22 protein-coding genes and 1 tRNA gene are annotated in these 17,172 nt (G+C 34.0%); 5 read left to right on the forward strand and 18 right to left on the reverse strand.

The features are described from left to right. Positions 1–156 precede the first annotated feature (156 nt). A tRNA-Met gene (locus tag HM984_RS15710) sits at positions 157–230 on the reverse strand. Between the two features lie 180 nt (positions 231–410). Between HM984_RS15710 and HM984_RS15715 the strand changes: the two genes are divergently transcribed. Further along, positions 411–803 (forward strand): START-like domain-containing protein, encoded by a 393-nt coding sequence (locus HM984_RS15715; RefSeq protein ID WP_115809461.1) that lies wholly within the window; start codon positions 411–413, stop codon positions 801–803. A gap of 69 nt (positions 804–872) precedes the next feature. Further along, the gene (locus HM984_RS15720) at positions 873–1,727 is read left to right on the forward strand and encodes an aminotransferase class IV (RefSeq protein WP_179349856.1); all 855 of its coding nucleotides are present in this window, start codon (positions 873–875) and stop codon (positions 1,725–1,727) included. A gap of 419 nt (positions 1,728–2,146) precedes the next feature. On the opposite strand, the gene HM984_RS15725 is transcribed toward HM984_RS15720, so the two are convergent. The 5 genes from HM984_RS15725 to HM984_RS15745 all read right to left on the reverse strand — a co-directional run bounded on the left by HM984_RS15725 (position 2,147) and on the right by HM984_RS15745 (position 6,850). After that, positions 2,147–2,701: a YqgE/AlgH family protein gene (locus HM984_RS15725; RefSeq protein WP_179349857.1), complete on the reverse strand. Its 555-nt coding sequence runs from the start codon at positions 2,699–2,701 to the stop codon at positions 2,147–2,149. 297 nt (positions 2,702–2,998) lie between these two features. Beyond that, positions 2,999–3,271, reverse strand: a complete 273-nt coding sequence (locus HM984_RS15730; protein ID WP_008271173.1) for an HU family DNA-binding protein — start codon at positions 3,269–3,271, stop codon at positions 2,999–3,001. 197 nt (positions 3,272–3,468) lie between these two features. Then, positions 3,469–4,428: a methionyl-tRNA formyltransferase gene (fmt, locus tag HM984_RS15735; RefSeq protein WP_179349858.1), complete on the reverse strand. Its 960-nt coding sequence runs from the start codon at positions 4,426–4,428 to the stop codon at positions 3,469–3,471. After that, positions 4,425–6,308, reverse strand: a complete 1,884-nt coding sequence (locus tag HM984_RS15740) for a RecQ family ATP-dependent DNA helicase (protein ID WP_179349859.1) — start codon at positions 6,306–6,308, stop codon at positions 4,425–4,427. The genes fmt and HM984_RS15740 overlap by 4 nt, the downstream gene beginning before the upstream one ends. Further along, positions 6,308–6,850, reverse strand: coding sequence for an AAA family ATPase (locus HM984_RS15745; protein WP_115809470.1), 543 nt, complete (start codon positions 6,848–6,850; stop codon positions 6,308–6,310). The genes HM984_RS15740 and HM984_RS15745 overlap by 1 nt, the downstream gene beginning before the upstream one ends. Positions 6,851–6,928: 78 nt before the next feature. Between HM984_RS15745 and HM984_RS15750 the strand changes: the two genes are divergently transcribed. The 3 genes from HM984_RS15750 (at position 6,929) to murA (ending at position 9,295) form a co-directional block, all read left to right on the forward strand. Beyond that, complete coding sequence (locus HM984_RS15750; RefSeq protein WP_179349860.1) at positions 6,929–7,222, forward strand: DUF493 family protein; 294 nt, start codon at positions 6,929–6,931, stop codon at positions 7,220–7,222. A 90-nt stretch (positions 7,223–7,312) separates the two neighbouring features. Beyond that, positions 7,313–7,972, forward strand: a complete 660-nt coding sequence (locus HM984_RS15755; protein ID WP_115809474.1) for a DUF4290 domain-containing protein — start codon at positions 7,313–7,315, stop codon at positions 7,970–7,972. 6 nt (positions 7,973–7,978) lie between these two features. Next, a complete protein-coding gene (murA, locus tag HM984_RS15760; RefSeq protein WP_179349861.1) occupies positions 7,979–9,295 on the forward strand; it encodes a UDP-N-acetylglucosamine 1-carboxyvinyltransferase in 1,317 nt (438 codons plus the stop codon). Positions 9,296–9,452: 157 nt separating this feature from the next. Here the strand turns inward: murA and HM984_RS15765 are convergent, their stop codons facing one another. The 12 genes from HM984_RS15765 to HM984_RS15820 form a co-directional block, all read right to left on the reverse strand. Further along, positions 9,453–9,806, reverse strand: a complete 354-nt coding sequence (locus HM984_RS15765; protein ID WP_115809478.1) for a nuclear transport factor 2 family protein — start codon at positions 9,804–9,806, stop codon at positions 9,453–9,455. A 233-nt stretch (positions 9,807–10,039) separates the two neighbouring features. After that, positions 10,040–11,344, reverse strand: a complete 1,305-nt coding sequence (locus HM984_RS15770) for a cryptochrome/photolyase family protein (protein WP_179349862.1) — start codon at positions 11,342–11,344, stop codon at positions 10,040–10,042. A gap of 49 nt (positions 11,345–11,393) precedes the next feature. After that, complete coding sequence (locus tag HM984_RS15775) at positions 11,394–11,861, reverse strand: SRPBCC family protein (protein ID WP_179349863.1); 468 nt, start codon at positions 11,859–11,861, stop codon at positions 11,394–11,396. A 101-nt stretch (positions 11,862–11,962) separates the two neighbouring features. Continuing rightward, the gene (locus HM984_RS15780) at positions 11,963–12,427 is read right to left on the reverse strand and encodes a TspO/MBR family protein (protein ID WP_179349864.1); all 465 of its coding nucleotides are present in this window, start codon (positions 12,425–12,427) and stop codon (positions 11,963–11,965) included. Positions 12,428–12,439: 12 nt separating this feature from the next. Continuing rightward, complete coding sequence (locus HM984_RS15785; RefSeq protein WP_179349865.1) at positions 12,440–12,598, reverse strand: Lacal_2735 family protein; 159 nt, start codon at positions 12,596–12,598, stop codon at positions 12,440–12,442. Positions 12,599–12,604: 6 nt separating this feature from the next. Further along, positions 12,605–13,093, reverse strand: a complete 489-nt coding sequence (locus HM984_RS15790; RefSeq protein WP_115809488.1) for a glutathione peroxidase — start codon at positions 13,091–13,093, stop codon at positions 12,605–12,607. Between the two features lie 48 nt (positions 13,094–13,141). Further along, on the reverse strand, positions 13,142–13,828 hold the full coding sequence (locus HM984_RS15795; RefSeq protein WP_179349866.1) for an SDR family NAD(P)-dependent oxidoreductase: 687 nt from the start codon (positions 13,826–13,828) through the stop codon (positions 13,142–13,144). 6 nt (positions 13,829–13,834) lie between these two features. Then, positions 13,835–14,065, reverse strand: a complete 231-nt coding sequence (locus HM984_RS15800; protein ID WP_020894382.1) for a hypothetical protein — start codon at positions 14,063–14,065, stop codon at positions 13,835–13,837. A gap of 3 nt (positions 14,066–14,068) precedes the next feature. Continuing rightward, the gene (gene folE, locus HM984_RS15805; protein WP_179349867.1) at positions 14,069–14,752 is read right to left on the reverse strand and encodes a GTP cyclohydrolase I FolE; all 684 of its coding nucleotides are present in this window, start codon (positions 14,750–14,752) and stop codon (positions 14,069–14,071) included. Positions 14,753–14,807: 55 nt separating this feature from the next. Then, positions 14,808–15,080, reverse strand: coding sequence for a TIGR03643 family protein (locus HM984_RS15810; protein ID WP_179349868.1), 273 nt, complete (start codon positions 15,078–15,080; stop codon positions 14,808–14,810). Further along, complete coding sequence (locus HM984_RS15815; protein WP_179349869.1) at positions 15,077–15,508, reverse strand: hypothetical protein; 432 nt, start codon at positions 15,506–15,508, stop codon at positions 15,077–15,079. The genes HM984_RS15810 and HM984_RS15815 overlap by 4 nt, the downstream gene beginning before the upstream one ends. Positions 15,509–15,727: 219 nt before the next feature. Beyond that, positions 15,728–17,170, reverse strand: coding sequence for an SDR family oxidoreductase (locus HM984_RS15820; RefSeq protein ID WP_179349870.1), 1,443 nt, complete (start codon positions 17,168–17,170; stop codon positions 15,728–15,730). Positions 17,171–17,172: the final 2 nt, after the last annotated feature.

A 17,172-nucleotide genomic window follows, 5' to 3' on the forward strand; every position in this document is an offset into this window, starting at 1 on the left:
GCACAGTTTAGAGGTGTTAAAAATATAGAATTTTTCCTTTTTAGATTAACAACCATTTTTGCTTAAACACAACTTTTAGTCTTGATCCCTTTGAAGCGCGCTTCAGCGCAACGCATAAAAAAAGTCCAGCACTTCCGTGCTAGACTTTTACTGTTGTAGCGAGAACGAGATTTGAACTCGTGACCTCTGGGTTATGAATCCAACGCTCTAACCAACTGAGCTACCTCGCCATAATTTGCAATTCACATATAAAGGATCAAATAAGCAATCTGAACATGTGCGTTATTGCGGCTGCAAATATAAAAACATTTTCTACGACAGCAAACAATAAAAACTAAAAAAAATAAATTTAATTTAAAGTTTAAAACTCAAGGATATTTGTATATATTGAGCACATAATACAATGCAATATGGACGATAAAGAAAAATACGAAATGGAGTTTGTGATTCAAGCATCACCAGCCCTAATATATACTTACATATCAACACCTTCGGGCTTATCAGAATGGTTTGCCGATAACGTTAATTCGCGAGGAGAATTGTTTACTTTTATTTGGGATGGCTCAGAAGAACAAGCTAAACTGTTAAGTAAGAAAAGTGGCGAGCGTGTAAAGTTTCGCTGGTTACATGACGATGAAGAAGGATCTGCTTCCTTTTTTGAAATACGCATACAGGTCGATGAAATCACAAAAGATGTTTCTTTAATGATTACAGACTTTGCTGAAGACGATGAAATTGAAGAAGGTAAGATGCTTTGGACCAATCAAATCTCTAGCCTTAAACAAGTTTTAGGTTCTGCATAAGCCATAAGAAAATAATCTATCATATCTTTGTCTCGATTTAATTTTAAAACTAAATCGAGACTTTTTTTTATGATAAATTTTAACGGTACACTGCGCACGCAAACAGATTCTAAACTTAACACTGAAAATAGAGGTTACAAATATGGGGATGCCCTTTTTGAAACTCTAAAAGTGGTTAATGGTAAAATCTTCTTTTGGGAAGATCATTATTTTAGACTGATGGCGTCTATGCGTATTCTTAGAATGGATATTCCTATGAATTTTACTATGGAATTCTTAGAGGCCGAAATTCTAAAAACTTTAGAGGCTAATGATTTGTTACATGCCTCAGCGCGGGTTAGAATAAATGTAGATAGAGGAGAAGGTGGTAAATATTTACCTTCTAATACAGCTCAGGTTCATTTTAATATCGGTGCAGAACCACACCATAATCCGTTTTATACTATTGATACCGATGCTAATTGCGTTGTCGATTTATATAAAGATTACTTTGTGGCCCCTGGGTTATTATCTGGATTAAAGTCTAATAATAAAGCCATTCAGGTTATTGGTAGTATCTATGCCCAAGAAAATGATTTAGATAATTGTTTAATCTTAAATACCGACAAAAGCGTTATTGAAGCTTTAAATGGGAATCTATTCTTAGTTAAAGATGGCAAAATTAAAACACCGCCTTTGGAAGAAGGCTGTCTTAAAGGTATTATGAGAAAGCAAATACTAGAGCTATTAGCAAAGGATGTTAATGTCGTTGTAGAAGAAGCGTCTATTAGTCCGTTTGAACTTCAAAAAGCAGATGAATTGTTTATTACTAATGTTATTAAGGGGATTGTGCCTATTACAAACTACCGTAAAAAGGCGTATAGTAGCGATTTTGCGCAGAGCTTAGTGAATAAGCTTAATGCTAAGTTGCGATTGTTATCGTAGAGCTATTTGTCAATTATTAGGACTGTTAATTAGTTATTCATTTTAGTTCCTGAATTTCTGTTTTATTAAAGAAGAAGTCCTAAATACTTTCGCATTTGCTAAAGCACCATTCGCTAATGCATTATTGTCTTTGGAATTTTAAAGGAATTATCATCCCATCGTTGATATATGTATTTAATGATAAATCTTGCTCATTATTTCTTAAAATCGTTGCGTCTGAAGCTGTTGGATCTACACCATTAAATGATTATTTGGGTGTGTAAATATCTAGTTGTAAGCATGAGTAGTTTATACTAGTGAAGTGCTTTTTTTTATCGCGGTATGTTGTGTAAGGTTCTTAGCCTCAATGCGTAAAAATATTCTTGGAAACCTATTTCAGCTTCAACTTCAACTTCAAGTTCAGTTTCAAGTTCAAAGCCCTAATTATAACTAGGATTCTCTGGTGCGTTAGACCATATGCTATAATCGCCACCAAGTTCTAACATTTTTTCGCGCCAAAACGAATTACAGGGCTTAGAGATGATTTCGTTATTATAGATATTCTCAGAAACCAGCCAAGCATTAGACTCTAGCTCATTGTCTAGTTGCTGCTCATCCCAGCCTGAATACCCTAAAAAGAAACGAATATCACTACTAGAGATTTTACCTTTGTTAATTAAGTTTAATACAATACTAAAATCTCCTCCCCAAAAAATACCATGAGATATCTCAATGCTATTTGGTATGAGTTCTGGTGATTTATGAATAAAATAGAGATTATCTTGTTCTACTGGTCCACCGTTATATACTGGGAATTCCGATTCAGTACCTTCTATAAGGTCTTTAAGGTTGTAATTTAAAGGTTTGTTTAAAATAAAACCAACTGAACCTAAGGCATTGTGATCCGCTAAGAGAATCACAGCACGATTAAATGAAATATCACCGATAATGGATGGCTCGGCAATTAGCAAATTGCCTTTTTCGGGCTTGTTCATTCTGGCTTTTATAAAGTTATTATTACTAAATCTATGTTTTTTTTGTTAAAAAAACAACTAATACGCATAATAATGTCTGATGTAGTAATTATAAGTGTTTGCTTTAAGTCTTTTTGTCGAAGTTGTAATTTAGCTTAATTTTAGAGGTATCTAAATCTACCACAGTGTAATAGAATAAAAAAACAGTGGCAATTTTTAATTTAAAATTACAGAATTTAATTGTTGTAAAATTTTTAAGTTAACGCATAAAAAAAACCTGCTCAATGAGCAGGTTGTGTATGTAAAACAAAAAATGTCTTAGTTTACAGCGCTACTTAAGTCAGAACCTGCCTTAAATTTTACTACATTTTTAGCTTTGATCTTTATAGTTTTTCCTGTTTGTGGGTTTCTTCCGTCTCTTGCAGCTCTTCTAGAAACTGACCAAGAACCAAATCCTACTAAAGATACTCTGTTACCTTTTTGTAAAGATCCTTCGATGTCAACTAATAAAGAGTCTAATGCTTTTTTAGCAGCTGCCTTAGTAATTCCAGCATTCTCTGCCATTCCATTAATTAAATCTGTTTTGTTCATAATATTAAATTTAAATTGTTAAAATTTTGATCTTAAAATTAAGAGTTCTTTAAAATCCGTACACAAAATTATTAGGAATATTAAGCTACGCAAGTAATAGCAAGGGAAATACGGCTTATTGTTAATAACTTAGGACATTTGTTAATAAAGCCAATGTATTTCATCGGACTTTTTGTAAAACCAATGGTAATAAGGGTTTACAGCAGTTTTGCGGATTCAGAAAAATTAAACCCATTTAATAAGGATTTGACTTCCATTTTTCGCTTTCCTGGAAGCTGAATTTCTAATATTTTTATGTAACCTCCTTGGCAGGCGACTTTTAGTTCGTCTTTAGAAGTCATTATAAATCCATTGGCATGTTGGTGGTGTTCTTCTTGCTTTTCTACAGCATATAATTTTACAGATACGGGTTTCTTTTCATCATTATCTAAATAACACCAAGCTGCCGGAAAAGGATTTAAGCCTCTAATCTTATTGTATATGGTGTCTATAGGTAGTGTCCAGTCTATTTTACAATTATCACGATTAAGTTTATAAGCCGTTCTTAAATCGTCTGTTTGAGGTTGAATTGTTGTGGTAACAGAATCCGTTTCAATCTGTGCTACCGTTTTAATAACCAATTCGCTTCCTATAGCCATTAATTCATCGTGTAAGTCGCCAACGGTTGTTGTAGATCCTATTGCTGTTTCTACACTCTGAATGATAGCACCTGTGTCTATTTTTTCATCTATAAAAAATGTAGTGACTCCCGTTTTCGTTTCTCCATTAATTATAGCCCAATGAATTGGAGCTGCACCTCTATATTGAGGAAGTAATGAGGCGTGAAGATTGAATGTTCCGTATTCTGGCATTTGCCAAACCACTTTTGGTAACATTCTAAACGCTACTATAATTTGTAAATTAGCATTTAGAGCTTTTAGTTCTTCAAGAAATGATTCTGCTTTTAAGTTTGTAGGTTGCAGTATATTCAATTGATGTTCTAAAGCGAATTCTTTTACTGCAGAGGCTCTAAGCTTTTGGCCACGTCCTGCAGGTCTATCTGGAGCTGTAAGCACTCCAACAACCTTATAGTCGTTATCTATAAGCGCTTTTAGTGTGGCCACCGCAAAATCGGGTGTGCCCATAAATACAATGCGTAAATCACGTTTATTTGTCATACAAGTGTGTAAGTATTAGCGTGTGTTAATTTTATTTTGTTGATTTCTATAAGTTCTGAAAGGCTTTTTAAAAGAATATGTTCAGAACATTTAATATGCTGTAATAATTGGCGCGAAGATAGCGCTTCATCTTGCAATGCTTTTATAATTTGAAATGTTATAGATTCATTTGTGTTTGAAGCTTTAGCTACACATACCGAACATATACCACAATTTTTAGTCGTCTTTTCTCCAAAATAGAGTAGGAGCTGCTGATTTCTGCAAACGGCTTCATTTTTAACGTAATGTAAAACAGATTCAATTTGTTGATGTTTTAAGGTGTGCTGTTGTTTAATTGTTCTTGCAATAGGGTTGATGGTAATGTCATCTTCACGCGGTTTCAAAAATGTAATTTCAGAATCCGTATTGGCCATTTGTAAGCTAATGACTTCATCCTTTTCTAAACGCTGCAATTGTGTAATGACTTCCTTTTCTGAAAGTTTTACTTTATCAACCACCAAACTGAGATTTACTTTAGTCTCATAATCAAAAATACCACCATAAGTTCTTAAGAGTACTTTTACTAAAATGTTTAAATCTAAATGCGTTTCTAAGTATTGAAACAAGACTGCATTTGTGGTTATAAATTGAATTTTAGTCCTAAAGTTAAAATGTTGCGTCAACGTTATAATGGCGTTACGATCTAACAACAGTAAAGCATTATAAGTGATACTTGCGTTTAGTTTATAATGACTGCAAAAGGATTTAAAATCGAATTGATGCAGTGTGTTTTCGCCTTCACCATAAGAGATTTGAAAATAGTTACACAACTTATTATAAACGGTTTTTACAAAAGCAACAGATGGTAAGGTGCTTAAAAATTGATTGCGAAGATGGTCTTCATCAACATGTTGTTTTAAGATAATGGCATGCGCTAACTCTCCATCTCTTCCTGCACGTCCGGCTTCTTGGTAATAACTCTCTAAGCTTTCTGGTAAATTAATATGAATAACAGATTTGACGTTGGCTTTGTCTATTCCCATTCCAAAGGCCGTGGTCGCCACCATAATTTGTTTCTGACCGTTGGTCCATTGGTATAAACGTTCTTGCTTTTCTTTGTTGGTAATGCCTCCATGATAAAATGTGGAGGATAAGCCTTTAGCGGTAATAAAATTATGAATATCAGACGTAGCCCTACGGTTTCTGACATATATAATTGAAGAGCCATCGTATTTTTTTAATAGATGTTCTAGCTGAAATAATTTGTCGTCGGTATGAATAACATCATAGGCAATATTTGGTCTGGTAAAAGACGCTTTAAAGATGTTGGGATTTATAAAATCGAGATTGTCAACAATATCATCTACCACATTATGTTTTGCAGTTGCTGTTAATGCAATACAATTAACATGTGGATGCATTTGTCGTAAATCAGATATGTTTTTGTAAGCCGGTCTAAAATCATTTCCCCATTGACTGATACAATGTGCTTCGTCCACAGCAATTAAATTTACGCGCATTTGCTGTATGCGTTCTTGTACTAAAGTTTGTTGTAAACGTTCAGGCGAGAGGTATAAAAACTTGTAATTACCGTAAATACAATTATCTAATTGGGTGTCTAGATCTTTATAAGACATGCCCGAAGTTAGCGCAATGGCTTTTATCCCTTTTGCTTTTAGAGTGTTGACTTGATCCTTCATTAAAGCAATTAAAGGAGAAATAACGATACAAATACCATCTTGTATTAGTGCCGGAATTTGAAAACAAACCGATTTACCACCACCTGTTGGTAAGAGCGCAAAGGTATCTTCACGGTTTAAAACCGAAGTGATAATTTCTTCTTGCAACGGTCTAAAAGACGTATGATGCCAATACCGTTCTAAAACTTCTATAGGATGCATTACTGCAAATTTAAGGACTCTAAAATAAAATCAACCCTAGATTCTACACTTCCAAAAGGTACGTCAATTAAATGATAACCAAAACGCTTGTAGGTTTTTAATAAATGGTGATGGATTTCAATGGCTTCTTCAAAATTTTCATAACGCTCACTATCGCTTGTAAAGATCTCTTGCCAAGGTGCTAAAATGAAGATGGAGTCGTAGTTATGACTTTCGCAAGTTTCCTCAAAATGCTTAGGATACGTATCACCAATATAATCCATATAGGCAATAACATCTGGTAAACCTCTATCTAAAAAAACAACGTTTTCAGATTCATTTTCAGCATCTGTAAATTGTTTAGCTCTACCTTCTAAAAGTTTCTCACTAAACAAAAGTGGCTCTGTTAAAAAGAGCTGTTCAATACCGTCTTCTCTAGCTTGTAAGGTAATTTGTCTAGAGATTTCATCGTAGCATAAAAACCCACGTTCTTTTAATTTATTGATAATTGTGGTTTTTCCAGTTCCTGGTCCACCTGCGATAACGACTTTTTTTGGATTCAAATTGGCAAAATTTTTGATGTAAAAATAACAGATAAAAATGTAAAGTTAAACGTATCTTTACAACTGAAAAATTTCATTATGGATAATTCTAAAAAAACAGACGAATTTTACGAAAAATTAAAATCACAACTTTACGATACAGCCCTTTGGCCATCGGAGTATTTATACAAATTTATTGTGCTTTCTGAAGGACCGGGAGTGAATCATATTGAGGCGCTTTTTGATAATTTAGGAGCTGTTATTACCACTACAGAATCTAAGAATGGAAAATACACGAGTGTTTCTATTAATGTCAATATGAAAAATCCTGAGGCAGTCATTGCAAAATATAAGGATGTAGCCGAAAATGTTGACGGTGTAATTTCCTTATAAAAATGCTTTTAAACTTCGTATTTTTTTGTACTTTGCAACAAAACCTAGAGACTTCAGGTTAAAACTATATACTACACACATTTTACAATTTTGATTGACGATTTAGAATACAACACAGAGCGCGAGCATTTAATTATACCAGAATATGGACGTCATCTTCAAAAGATGATTAATTACGCTAAGTCTCGCGAAACTAAAGAAGAACGTAATAAAATAGCGAAGGCGATTATTGCTGTAATGGGAAATCTACAACCACATTTAAGAGATGTGCCCGATTTTCAACACAAATTATGGGATCAGCTATTTATAATGGCCAATTTTGAAATTGATGTAGATGCACCATATGGTGAACCATCGCAAGAAGAAATACAAGCCAGGCCAGAGCCTCTAAAATACCCTCAGAATTTCCCGAAGTATCGTTTTTATGGTAATAATATAAAGACCATGATTGATGTTGCTGTAGGTTGGGACGATGGCGAATTAAAAGAAGCGCTAACGTATACTATTGCTAATCATATGAAGAAGTGTTTCCTTAATTGGAACAAAGACACGGTTGAAGATGATGTTATTTATAATCATCTATTTGAACTTTCAAATGGTAAAATTGATCTAAAAAATACAGAAGAAGATCTTAGTGATGCTACAAGTTTATTGCGTACCAAATCTAAATATGGTAGTAAAAGCAGCACCAACAAAAAGAATACATCTTCGAATAAGAAAAAATATACTAACAACAGGAAACGTTACTAAAAACGTATGAGTACATTTAAAATTGAAGGAGGTCACCAATTAAAAGGTAAAATTCAACCTCAAGGAGCAAAAAATGAAGCTTTACAAATCTTATGTGCAGTGCTTTTAACTGCAGAAGAAATTAAGATAGATAACATTCCAGATATTATTGATGTTAATAAACTGATCGCTTTATTAAAGAAATTGGGTGTTAAAATTAATAAGCTAGGTAAAGGATCTTATACCTTTAAAGCAGATGACCTCAATTTAAAGTATTTAGAATCTGAAGAGTTTAAAGAAGACGGTAAAGGTCTAAGAGGTTCTATTATGATAGTAGGTCCGTTATTAGCACGTTTTGGCAAAGGCTATATTCCTAAGCCAGGTGGTGATAAAATTGGTCGTCGTCGTTTAGATACACACTTTGAAGGCTTTATTAATCTTGGAGCTAAATTCCGTTATAATAAGGAAGAGTTATTTTATGGAGTTGAAGCTAAAAAGCTAAAAGGAACCTATATGCTTTTAGATGAAGCATCAGTTACCGGTACAGCTAATATTGTTATGGCTGCTGTTTTAGCAGAAGGCACAACAACCATTTACAATGCCGCTTGCGAACCGTATTTACAACAATTGTGTAAGATGTTAAACCGTATGGGAGCTAAAATCTCAGGCGTTGGTTCTAATCTATTAGTGATAGAAGGAGTTGATGTTTTAGGTGGAACAGAGCATAGAATGTTGCCAGATATGATTGAGATTGGTAGTTGGATTGGTTTGGCTGCGATGACAAAAAGTGAATTGACTATTACAAATGTAAGTTGGGATGATTTAGGTCAAATTCCTAACGTATTTAGAAAAATAGGAATTACGGTTGAGCGTCGCGGTGATGATATTTACATACCAGCACATACGGATGGTTATGAAGTACAAAACTTTATTGATGGTTCTATTTTAACCATTGCAGATGCGCCATGGCCAGGATTTACACCCGATTTATTGAGTATTATTCTAACGGTTTTAACCCAAGCTAGAGGAGAAGCGGTTGTGCACCAGAAAATGTTTGAAAGTCGTTTATTCTTTGTTGATAAACTGATTGATATGGGCGCAAAGATTATTCTTTGTGATCCGCACAGAGCTACAGTTATTGGGCACGATTTTAAATCGACATTAAAAGCGACAACAATGACTTCACCAGATATTAGAGCGGGTGTTTCTTTATTAATCGCGGCATTGTCTGCAAAAGGCACATCTACCATTCATAATATTGAACAGATCGATAGAGGTTATGAAAATATTGACGAACGTTTAAGAGCTATTGGAGCTAAGATTGAACGTGTAGAAGGTAATTAATACAACTGTTATAATTACTTTGTTTTTTGAAGTAATATGATAACCATTTATATAAAGTAAAAGCTTCAAGTTACATCTTGAAGCTTTTTTTATTTCAGGTTTTTCGTTCGTGGATAGGTATTACTAATAGCTTATTTAATTAGATGAATTACTTAGTCTAATAAAAATACTGCTCACTCGTTATTTTACCATCTATAACTTCATACACACAAACTTCTTGTATTTTTTGTCTGCCCTTATCTTTAAACGTACAATCGTAATCCATTTTAGCCGTAAAAAAATTACCAGCGACTAAGGGATTACTAATACTACTGAAATGAATGTTTTCTACATTGTCTATCCATGCTTTACTTTTTTGCCAAACGTTTTGTTTTCCGGTTACAACTTCACCTGGCATTCCAGGCATCTCTCGGCTTACCACATTCTCTGCATATAGCTCGTTAATGCAATCCAGGTTATTACCTTTTTCGCACATTTCTTTCCATTTTTTAGCAACTCCCCATGTATTCATAATGTTCCAATTTTTGATTCGTGCTTTAAAGTTAAGAAAAAGTTTGTTGTCTTTTATAAAATAGGGTTTTGGTTCTTTAATCCCTAAAAATAAAAAAGCTCTGAAGACTAATCAGAGCTTTTAAAATTGTTTGTTGAAATGGTTATTTCAGCTAAGACGTTAACAGTCTTGTATATAACAACGCTATTTTTTGATGTTTATTATAATTAATCTGAATTATTTTAACAATTTGATTAATTTAGGGCTGTTTTGTAGGTTTTTAAACAACGTTCTCTTGCCGCTTTATGATCCACCATAGGCTGAGGATAGGTGAGTTCTTGATATTCTGGAACCCAATGTTTTATGTACTCGTGATTTTTATCAAATTTCTGAATCTGCGTCGTGGGATTAAAAATTCTAAAATACGGAGCAGCATCAACTCCACAACCAGCAACCCATTGCCAATTGCCAACATTGCTGGCCATATCGTAATCGTGTAATTTCTCAGCGAAATAGGCTTCACCCCAACGCCAATCAATTAATAAATGTTTGCATAAAAAACTACCAACAAGCATGCGGACACGGTTGTGCATAAAACCCGTTTCATTAAGCTGTCGCATCCCAGCATCTACTAGCGGATAACCTGTGTCTCCTAAGCACCATTTTTTAAATTCATCTTCATTATTACGCCATTCAATACGATCGTATTTTGGTTTAAAAGCCTGGTCTACAGTTTGTGGAAAATGCCATAGAATTGCCATAAAAAATTCGCGCCAAATCAATTCTTGCCAAAAGATTTCATTCTGTTCTACAATCGCTTTTTTTACCATTTTGCGAATGCTAACGGTTCCAAAACGTAAATGCGGACCTAGACGCGATGTGGAATCTTTAGCAGGAAAGTTTCGTGTGACTTCATACTCTTGAATCAATGTCGGAGTCACCTCATAATCTGTAATTTCTTGACTAGATTTTTCGAAACCAATGTCTGATAAACTGAGATTAGGTAATCGACTATGTGCAATTAAATTATTTAAATACGAATTGGTATAGTAAATTTCTAATCTAATAGTTTTAAATTTTTCTTTCCAAGTTCGCATATAAGGTGTGTACACCAAATACGGATCGCCATCCTTTTTTACGACTTCATTTTTTTCGAAAATGACTTGATCTTTACATGTTTTGAATTCAATATTATGCTGCTCTAAAAACGTTTTAATTTTATCATCACGTTCCCTGGCGTACGGTTCGTAATCGTGATTGGTATAGACCGTTTCAATCTCGTAACCTTTTATTAATTGCTCAAAAATAACTTCAGGTTTGTCATGAAATATAGCGATACTACTGTCGTGTTCATCTTGTAATGTTTGCCGCATATTTTGAAGCGTTTGATGAATAAACGTCACGCGCGCATCGTCTTTAGGTAAGCGTTCTAATATCTCCGTATCGAAAATGAAAATTGGAAGTACTTGGTGGTCTCCGCGTAACGCTTCATAAAACCCACGATTATCATCTAACCTTAAGTCTCTTCTAAACCAAAATATGTTCGTTTTTTTACTCATTTAAAATGTAGATTTAATTTGCGATTGAATGCAGCAGGTGTGATTGTTTTTAATTAGTGTACGTTCCGAATAAGGCTTCTAATTTTTGGGTTCTATAATTAAATATTTCTTCCAGTTTTGGTTGTACTAAAAACGGATGAACAAGTTGTCCTAAAATTCCCATTGGTAATTTATAATCTATTATGTCTTCCATTTCAACACCACCTTCAATTGCTTTTATAAAATGCTTATGATGCCAAAGCGCATAAGGTCCAAAACGTTGTTCGTCTACAAAATACTCACGGTCTTTAACATGTGTAATTTCTGTTACCCATTTGGTTTTAATGCCTAAAACAGGCGTGACAATATATTGAATGATTTGACCTGGAAACATAGGCTTGTCTGCTCCAGAAAGGATGTTAAATCCCATATAATCCGGTGTGATTACTTTTAAATTCGCAGGACTAGATAAAAACGTCCAAGCTTCTTCAACTGAAATGGGAAGTTTTTGTTTTTTGTGTAGGGTGTATATTTTCATAGCGTATTATAAAAAGTCAAAAAGAATAAATAGGTGATGGGTTAAAGCATAAAATGAGAGGCTCACAAAGGTAAAACTAGGTCGTTGACCAGAAATCGAAACTAATTGTTAAAAACAACATAGCCGTTTAAAGACGTGGCGATGCAAAGCCAAATAATATAAGGAAGCAATAGATATTTTAATCGAGTTAATCTATCATCTCCAAACGTGATAAAGAAGTAGATAATTACCAACGTTAATATTATGATATTTATAAAAGCTAAGTTTGGGAGTTGTAGATTGAAAAACAGGTAATTCCAACTGACATTCAATACCACGGCGATGGTATATATACTTATGACAAATTTTGAATTTCTGATGGTAAATAAATAACTGAGATAGGCCGAAAAACAAATCATAATGAGTGTCCAAGTCGCTCCAAATACCCAACCTGGTGGAGTCCAAGGCGCTTTATTTAAATTTGAATACCACTCGCCTGTAATGGCGTCACCCATAAAATAACTTCCCAGTGCAAGTCCACCAAAATTGATTATTAGAAACAGTATAAAGAGATATATTTTTTTCACCTTATGATTATTTTAATTTATCAATTTATCAGCTATTGTTTGGGCTTCAGCATATTTTTTGTCGCTTTCAGCTCTGTTCGTTGTAGAAAGCTTATGCCAATCTGCCATAAGTTTTTCATATTGTTTTTGAAGTTTATCGGCTTCCGATGGTTTCTTAAATAATCCGAACATAGTTATTTATTTTAAATACTTCAATAGTCTTGAACTCGTAGGGCTAGTAATAGAGTAGTAGTAATTTAGGAATTCACCATTTTCGTCTATTAAATATTTCTGAAAATTCCACTTTACGGTAGAGTTTTGCTTGCCGTTATTAGATTCTTTGGTCAACCAACTATATAAAGGGTGTTGATTTTCGCCTTTTACGTCAATCTTTTCAGTAATTAAAAATGTGATACCATAATTGATTTCGCAGAACTCTTGTATTTCGCTAGCTTCTCCTGGTTCTTGTTTTCCAAATTGATTACAAGGCACACCAATAATAACTAGTGTATCTTTGTAAGTGTCTTGTAAATTTTGTAAATCTCTGTACTGCGATGTAAATCCGCATTTGGACGCCACGTTTACAAATAGAATTTTTTTACCTTGAAACTGATGTAGATCTATAGGCGTTCCTTGTAAGGTATTGATTTTTATATCGTAAAGTGGTTGTGTTGCTGTCGTCATCATTTTATTATGGTGTTAATGATAATCTAGTTGCCTTAACTAAAAGTATTTCTACAATTTAAAACTTACAATGCCGCAATCCATTTCAAATATCTGACCAGATAGGGATGCTGCTTTATCAGATAATAAAAATGCGGCCATACCTGCAACTTCTTCTGGTTGTAAATACTTCTTAAGCGGATGGCGCTCGTTCATATTTTCAATCATACGTTCGTTGCGTAATAATTTGGAAGCCAATTCTGTATCCGTTACCGTTGGTGCAATAGCATTGACTCTTATGAGAGGTGCTAATTCTGCTCCTAATGATTTTGTTAAACCTTCAACTGCCGATTTTGAAGCCGCTACACTGGCGTGATAAGGCATGCCAAGTTTGGCTGCAACTGTACTAAAAAGTACAATTGAGGGGTGTGTTCCATTTTTTAAAGCTGGTATGTATTTCTGAATAGCTCTAATAGCGCCAATAACATTGATTTCAAAATCATTTTTAAAATCGTCTACAGTTAACCGGTTAATTGGCTTTAAGTTGATGCTTCCAGGACAATACACTAAGCCATCAGCTTCGTTTATGTCTGGTAATTCATCTGTTAGAATGTCGCAATTGTAATGTTTTAAGTTAGGATGCGATTCTTCTGGTGCTGTTCTGCTAATATTTACAATTTCATCATAAAAAGAAAGCAAAGCTATAACAATTGCTTTGCCAATACCTTTGCTTCCTCCTATAACTATTAACCGTTTCATAACCTATTATGAGGTAGCAGTTAACGGTCGTCCCTTTAAACGTTTTTCAATTTTTTGCTTTATAACTGTTAGACGCTTCATTAAGTCCATTAACTTGGCGTCTTTCTTTTCCTTGTATAATTCGTTGACTTCTAAGATTAGGTCTTTTGCCTCTCTTGCCGCCATAATTCTGTCACTTGTTGTTTTAAATGAAAACTTTCTGTTTTCAAATTCTATAGCTTTTTCTACTGTTTCCATAGTTTAATTGTTTATATAGTTTTGTAATTCTAAAATTTTTGAAGCATTATTAAATTCGCCTCCGTAATATGTTGTTACTGTAGTTGACGTGTCATCTTGGATACCTCTAGACGATACGCATAAGTGCTTTGCATCTATTATTACAGCAACATCTTCAGTTTCTAAAACTGTTTTAAGTTCGTTTGCAATCTGGTTGGTTAAACGTTCTTGTACTTGTGGACGCTTAGCATAATATTGCACTATTCGGTTTAATTTTGAAAGTCCAATAACTTTTCCAGATGATTTATAAGCGATATGTGCTTTTCCTATGATTGGCACAAAATGATGCTCACAATTAGAGTAGAAGGTAATATTTTTTTCTACAAGCATTTGATTATATTGATATTTATTATCAAAAAGCGCGACTTGTGGCTTATTTTTAGGATCTAAACCTGAAAATATTTCTTCAATATACATTTTTGCAACGCGATCTGGTGTGCCTTGTAACGAATCGTCTGTTAAATCGAGACCCAAAACATCCATTATTTCTGAAAATAAAATTGAAATGCGTTCTTTTTTCTCTGTGTTAGACATTTCGAAAGCATTTGCTTTCATAGGGGTGTCTAAACCTGTAAATAAATGGTCGTCACCCATCTCATCGATACTGAGTTTATGACCATTTGTTTTGGAAATTTTTTCTGTAATCATAGAATCTTTTTAATGTGCTGTCTTTAAGTACTCCAAACTTAAATCAAAGCACGTGTTAACGTTTTGAAATAGAGTTGTTTGTTATTGTTCTTTGTCTAGAGCATTTAAATCTGCCTTCGTCAAACGTTCTTTTTTTACTGTGTTTAGTTGCTCTTCCTTGAACTCTTGTTCGCCACAATCTAAAACTACTTGGTTTTAATTCTTTTCGCATTAAATTAATAACCTCTTGTTCTTTTAATTTGAATTGAAACGTAATAGCATCAAACGGTGTTCGATCCTCCCATGCCATTTCAATAATTCTGTCAATGTCCTTAAGTTGTAAATTCATAGTCCTTGAGGCATTGCATAAAGCATATCATACTTTACTTTTTCGTCAATTAACTTGTCAAAAAACGTCTTGTTTTCTTTAAAAGTTTTGTCAGCTCTAAAATGCACAAATTTTCCTTGTGCATGTATACTAGACCCATTGATTTTATATATAACGAGATGGTAATAAGGAATAACCCAAGTAAATTGTTTGAGTCTTTTATTAATCCTTATAAGAATTCCTTTAGGTCTCAACTCTATATTTCCATAATTATGATCCGAAACTGCATTCATTATAGATTGCAGGTTTGGACTCACTTTGTCAATAATCATTTGTTTAGAATCTACACCATTCATTGTCAACTTCTGTACCAAACTAAAAGAACTGCCAACTAAGTCTGCAATAATTTCTTTATGTTCAGTATTAGAATGTGTAGTGTTTAATATCATAGCTTCTCAAATATACAAAATGTTTAAGCATTTAATTATATTGCTAAACAAAAATTAACAGATAATTATGAGTATAAAATTCATTCTGTAAGCGTTAGGTGGCTAATCACTTTTTAGCATTCGCGTTCTGTCTTGTATAGTCAGTCGCTTTATTAGTCTATAACTTTCACTGAGAACTTTGGGGCCGTGTTTAGGTTCGAAAAAACCTCACTAACACGTCTAAGAATTTCTTTCTTTAGGCGCTTTGTTTTTTACCAAAGCGTTTAGCATACCATTAAAAACAAAGGCATGAAACGGTAACACAGAATACCAATACAATCTCCCCCAAATGCCTTTAGGTCTAAATACGGCAGTTTGATGTAATTGCCCTTTTACGATTTTGAATTCTAACCAAGCTTCACCAGGTAAGCGCATTTCTGCAAAAAGTAAAAGTCTTTTTTCTTCTTTACTCGCGTATAAGACACGCCAAAAATCTAAGGCATCACCGGCTTCTAAATAGGTATTGCTTGTGCGCCCCCGTCTCAAACCAACACCACCAAAAAGTTTATCCATATAGCCTCTAATTTTCCAGAGGCCATTAAAACTATACCAGCCGTTTTTACCGCCAATAGCCCATATTTTATCTAAAGTGAAATTTTCATCAATGACAGGTTTTTGTCTTTCATCTGTAAAACACCCAAATTGTGGTAACTCTATATGTTTAGATAATTGATCTTTAAAGCGTCCGCTACTTACGGCATCTTTCCAGCTAGATATCACGGCATTTTGTTCTGTTTTTTGAAATGCTAAATCCACAGCCGTTTTATAATCCATGGGTTTAATACCAATGATTTCATTGATTTTACTCGGTTTCCCAATGACTTCAACCTTCATGCTATCAACTAAAGCAGCAGCCAATTGAAACGATGTAGAGGTTACAAAATATAACCAGTAAGATGAGAGTTTTGGTGTTAACACAGGAAGGGTTACGATATGTCGTTTTAATCCTCTGACTTCTGCAAATTGAAGGAGCATTTCTTTATAAGTCAATATCTCAGGACCGTAAATATCAAAAGCGCCGTTGTATAATTCTTCTTTACCTAAACCACCAGCTAAAAAGTTGAGCACATCGCGTATCGCTAAAGGCTGTGTTTTTGTATTTAGCCATTTAGGTGTAATCATAAATGGCAATTTTTCTACGATGTCTCTTATAATCTCGAAAGAAGCACTTCCGCTGCCAACTATAATTCCTGCTCTAAATGTGGTGAGGGCATAACGTACAGATTTCAACGTGTTTTCAACTTGTAAACGTGACTTTAAGTGTTTAGAAAGGGAGGCGTCATTTACAATACCACTTAAATAAATAACTTGTTTACAGTCTGTTGGCTCTACAAGGTTTTTAAAGTTTTGTGCACATTGGCGTTCTAAATCTTCAAAATCTTCAGAACCTGTAGACATCGAATGAATTAAATAATACGCTGCATCTATATCTTTTGGGATTTCAGCAGATTCTGGTTTAAGAAAATCGACTTTTATAAACGAGCATAAGGGATTATCTTCAATTTCATCTGGAATACGACTTAAATCTCGCACACAACACACCAACTCGTGTTTGTTTTCTAGAAGTTGTAACGCTAATCGTCTCGCGATATAGCCTGTGGTGCCTGAGATGAGTATTTTCAATT

The organism is Winogradskyella pacifica (assembly GCF_013403915.1).
GTDB lineage: Bacteria > Bacteroidota > Bacteroidia > Flavobacteriales > Flavobacteriaceae > Winogradskyella > Winogradskyella pacifica.

What these genes read in the sequence shown, in the direction of transcription:
- HM984_RS15715 (WP_115809461.1), top strand. Translation starts at nt 411, where the DNA reads ATGGACGATAAAGAAAAATACGAAATGGAGTTTGTGATTCAAGCATCA.
- HM984_RS15720 (WP_179349856.1), top strand. Translation starts at nt 873, where the DNA reads ATGATAAATTTTAACGGTACACTGCGCACGCAAACAGATTCTAAACTT.
- HM984_RS15725 (WP_179349857.1), bottom strand. Translation starts at nt 2,701, where the DNA reads ATGAACAAGCCCGAAAAAGGCAATTTGCTAATTGCCGAGCCATCCATT.
- HM984_RS15730 (WP_008271173.1), bottom strand. Translation starts at nt 3,271, where the DNA reads ATGAACAAAACAGATTTAATTAATGGAATGGCAGAGAATGCTGGAATT.
- fmt (WP_179349858.1), bottom strand. Translation starts at nt 4,428, where the DNA reads ATGACAAATAAACGTGATTTACGCATTGTATTTATGGGCACACCCGAT.
- HM984_RS15740 (WP_179349859.1), bottom strand. Translation starts at nt 6,308, where the DNA reads ATGCATCCTATAGAAGTTTTAGAACGGTATTGGCATCATACGTCTTTT.
- HM984_RS15750 (WP_179349860.1), top strand. Translation starts at nt 6,929, where the DNA reads ATGGATAATTCTAAAAAAACAGACGAATTTTACGAAAAATTAAAATCA.
- murA (WP_179349861.1), top strand. Translation starts at nt 7,979, where the DNA reads ATGAGTACATTTAAAATTGAAGGAGGTCACCAATTAAAAGGTAAAATT.
- HM984_RS15765 (WP_115809478.1), bottom strand. Translation starts at nt 9,806, where the DNA reads ATGAATACATGGGGAGTTGCTAAAAAATGGAAAGAAATGTGCGAAAAA.
- HM984_RS15770 (WP_179349862.1), bottom strand. Translation starts at nt 11,344, where the DNA reads ATGAGTAAAAAAACGAACATATTTTGGTTTAGAAGAGACTTAAGGTTA.
- HM984_RS15775 (WP_179349863.1), bottom strand. Translation starts at nt 11,861, where the DNA reads ATGAAAATATACACCCTACACAAAAAACAAAAACTTCCCATTTCAGTT.
- HM984_RS15785 (WP_179349865.1), bottom strand. Translation starts at nt 12,598, where the DNA reads ATGTTCGGATTATTTAAGAAACCATCGGAAGCCGATAAACTTCAAAAA.
- HM984_RS15790 (WP_115809488.1), bottom strand. Translation starts at nt 13,093, where the DNA reads ATGATGACGACAGCAACACAACCACTTTACGATATAAAAATCAATACC.
- HM984_RS15795 (WP_179349866.1), bottom strand. Translation starts at nt 13,828, where the DNA reads ATGAAACGGTTAATAGTTATAGGAGGAAGCAAAGGTATTGGCAAAGCA.
- HM984_RS15800 (WP_020894382.1), bottom strand. Translation starts at nt 14,065, where the DNA reads ATGGAAACAGTAGAAAAAGCTATAGAATTTGAAAACAGAAAGTTTTCA.
- folE (WP_179349867.1), bottom strand. Translation starts at nt 14,752, where the DNA reads ATGATTACAGAAAAAATTTCCAAAACAAATGGTCATAAACTCAGTATC.
- HM984_RS15810 (WP_179349868.1), bottom strand. Translation starts at nt 15,080, where the DNA reads ATGAATTTACAACTTAAGGACATTGACAGAATTATTGAAATGGCATGG.
- HM984_RS15815 (WP_179349869.1), bottom strand. Translation starts at nt 15,508, where the DNA reads ATGATATTAAACACTACACATTCTAATACTGAACATAAAGAAATTATT.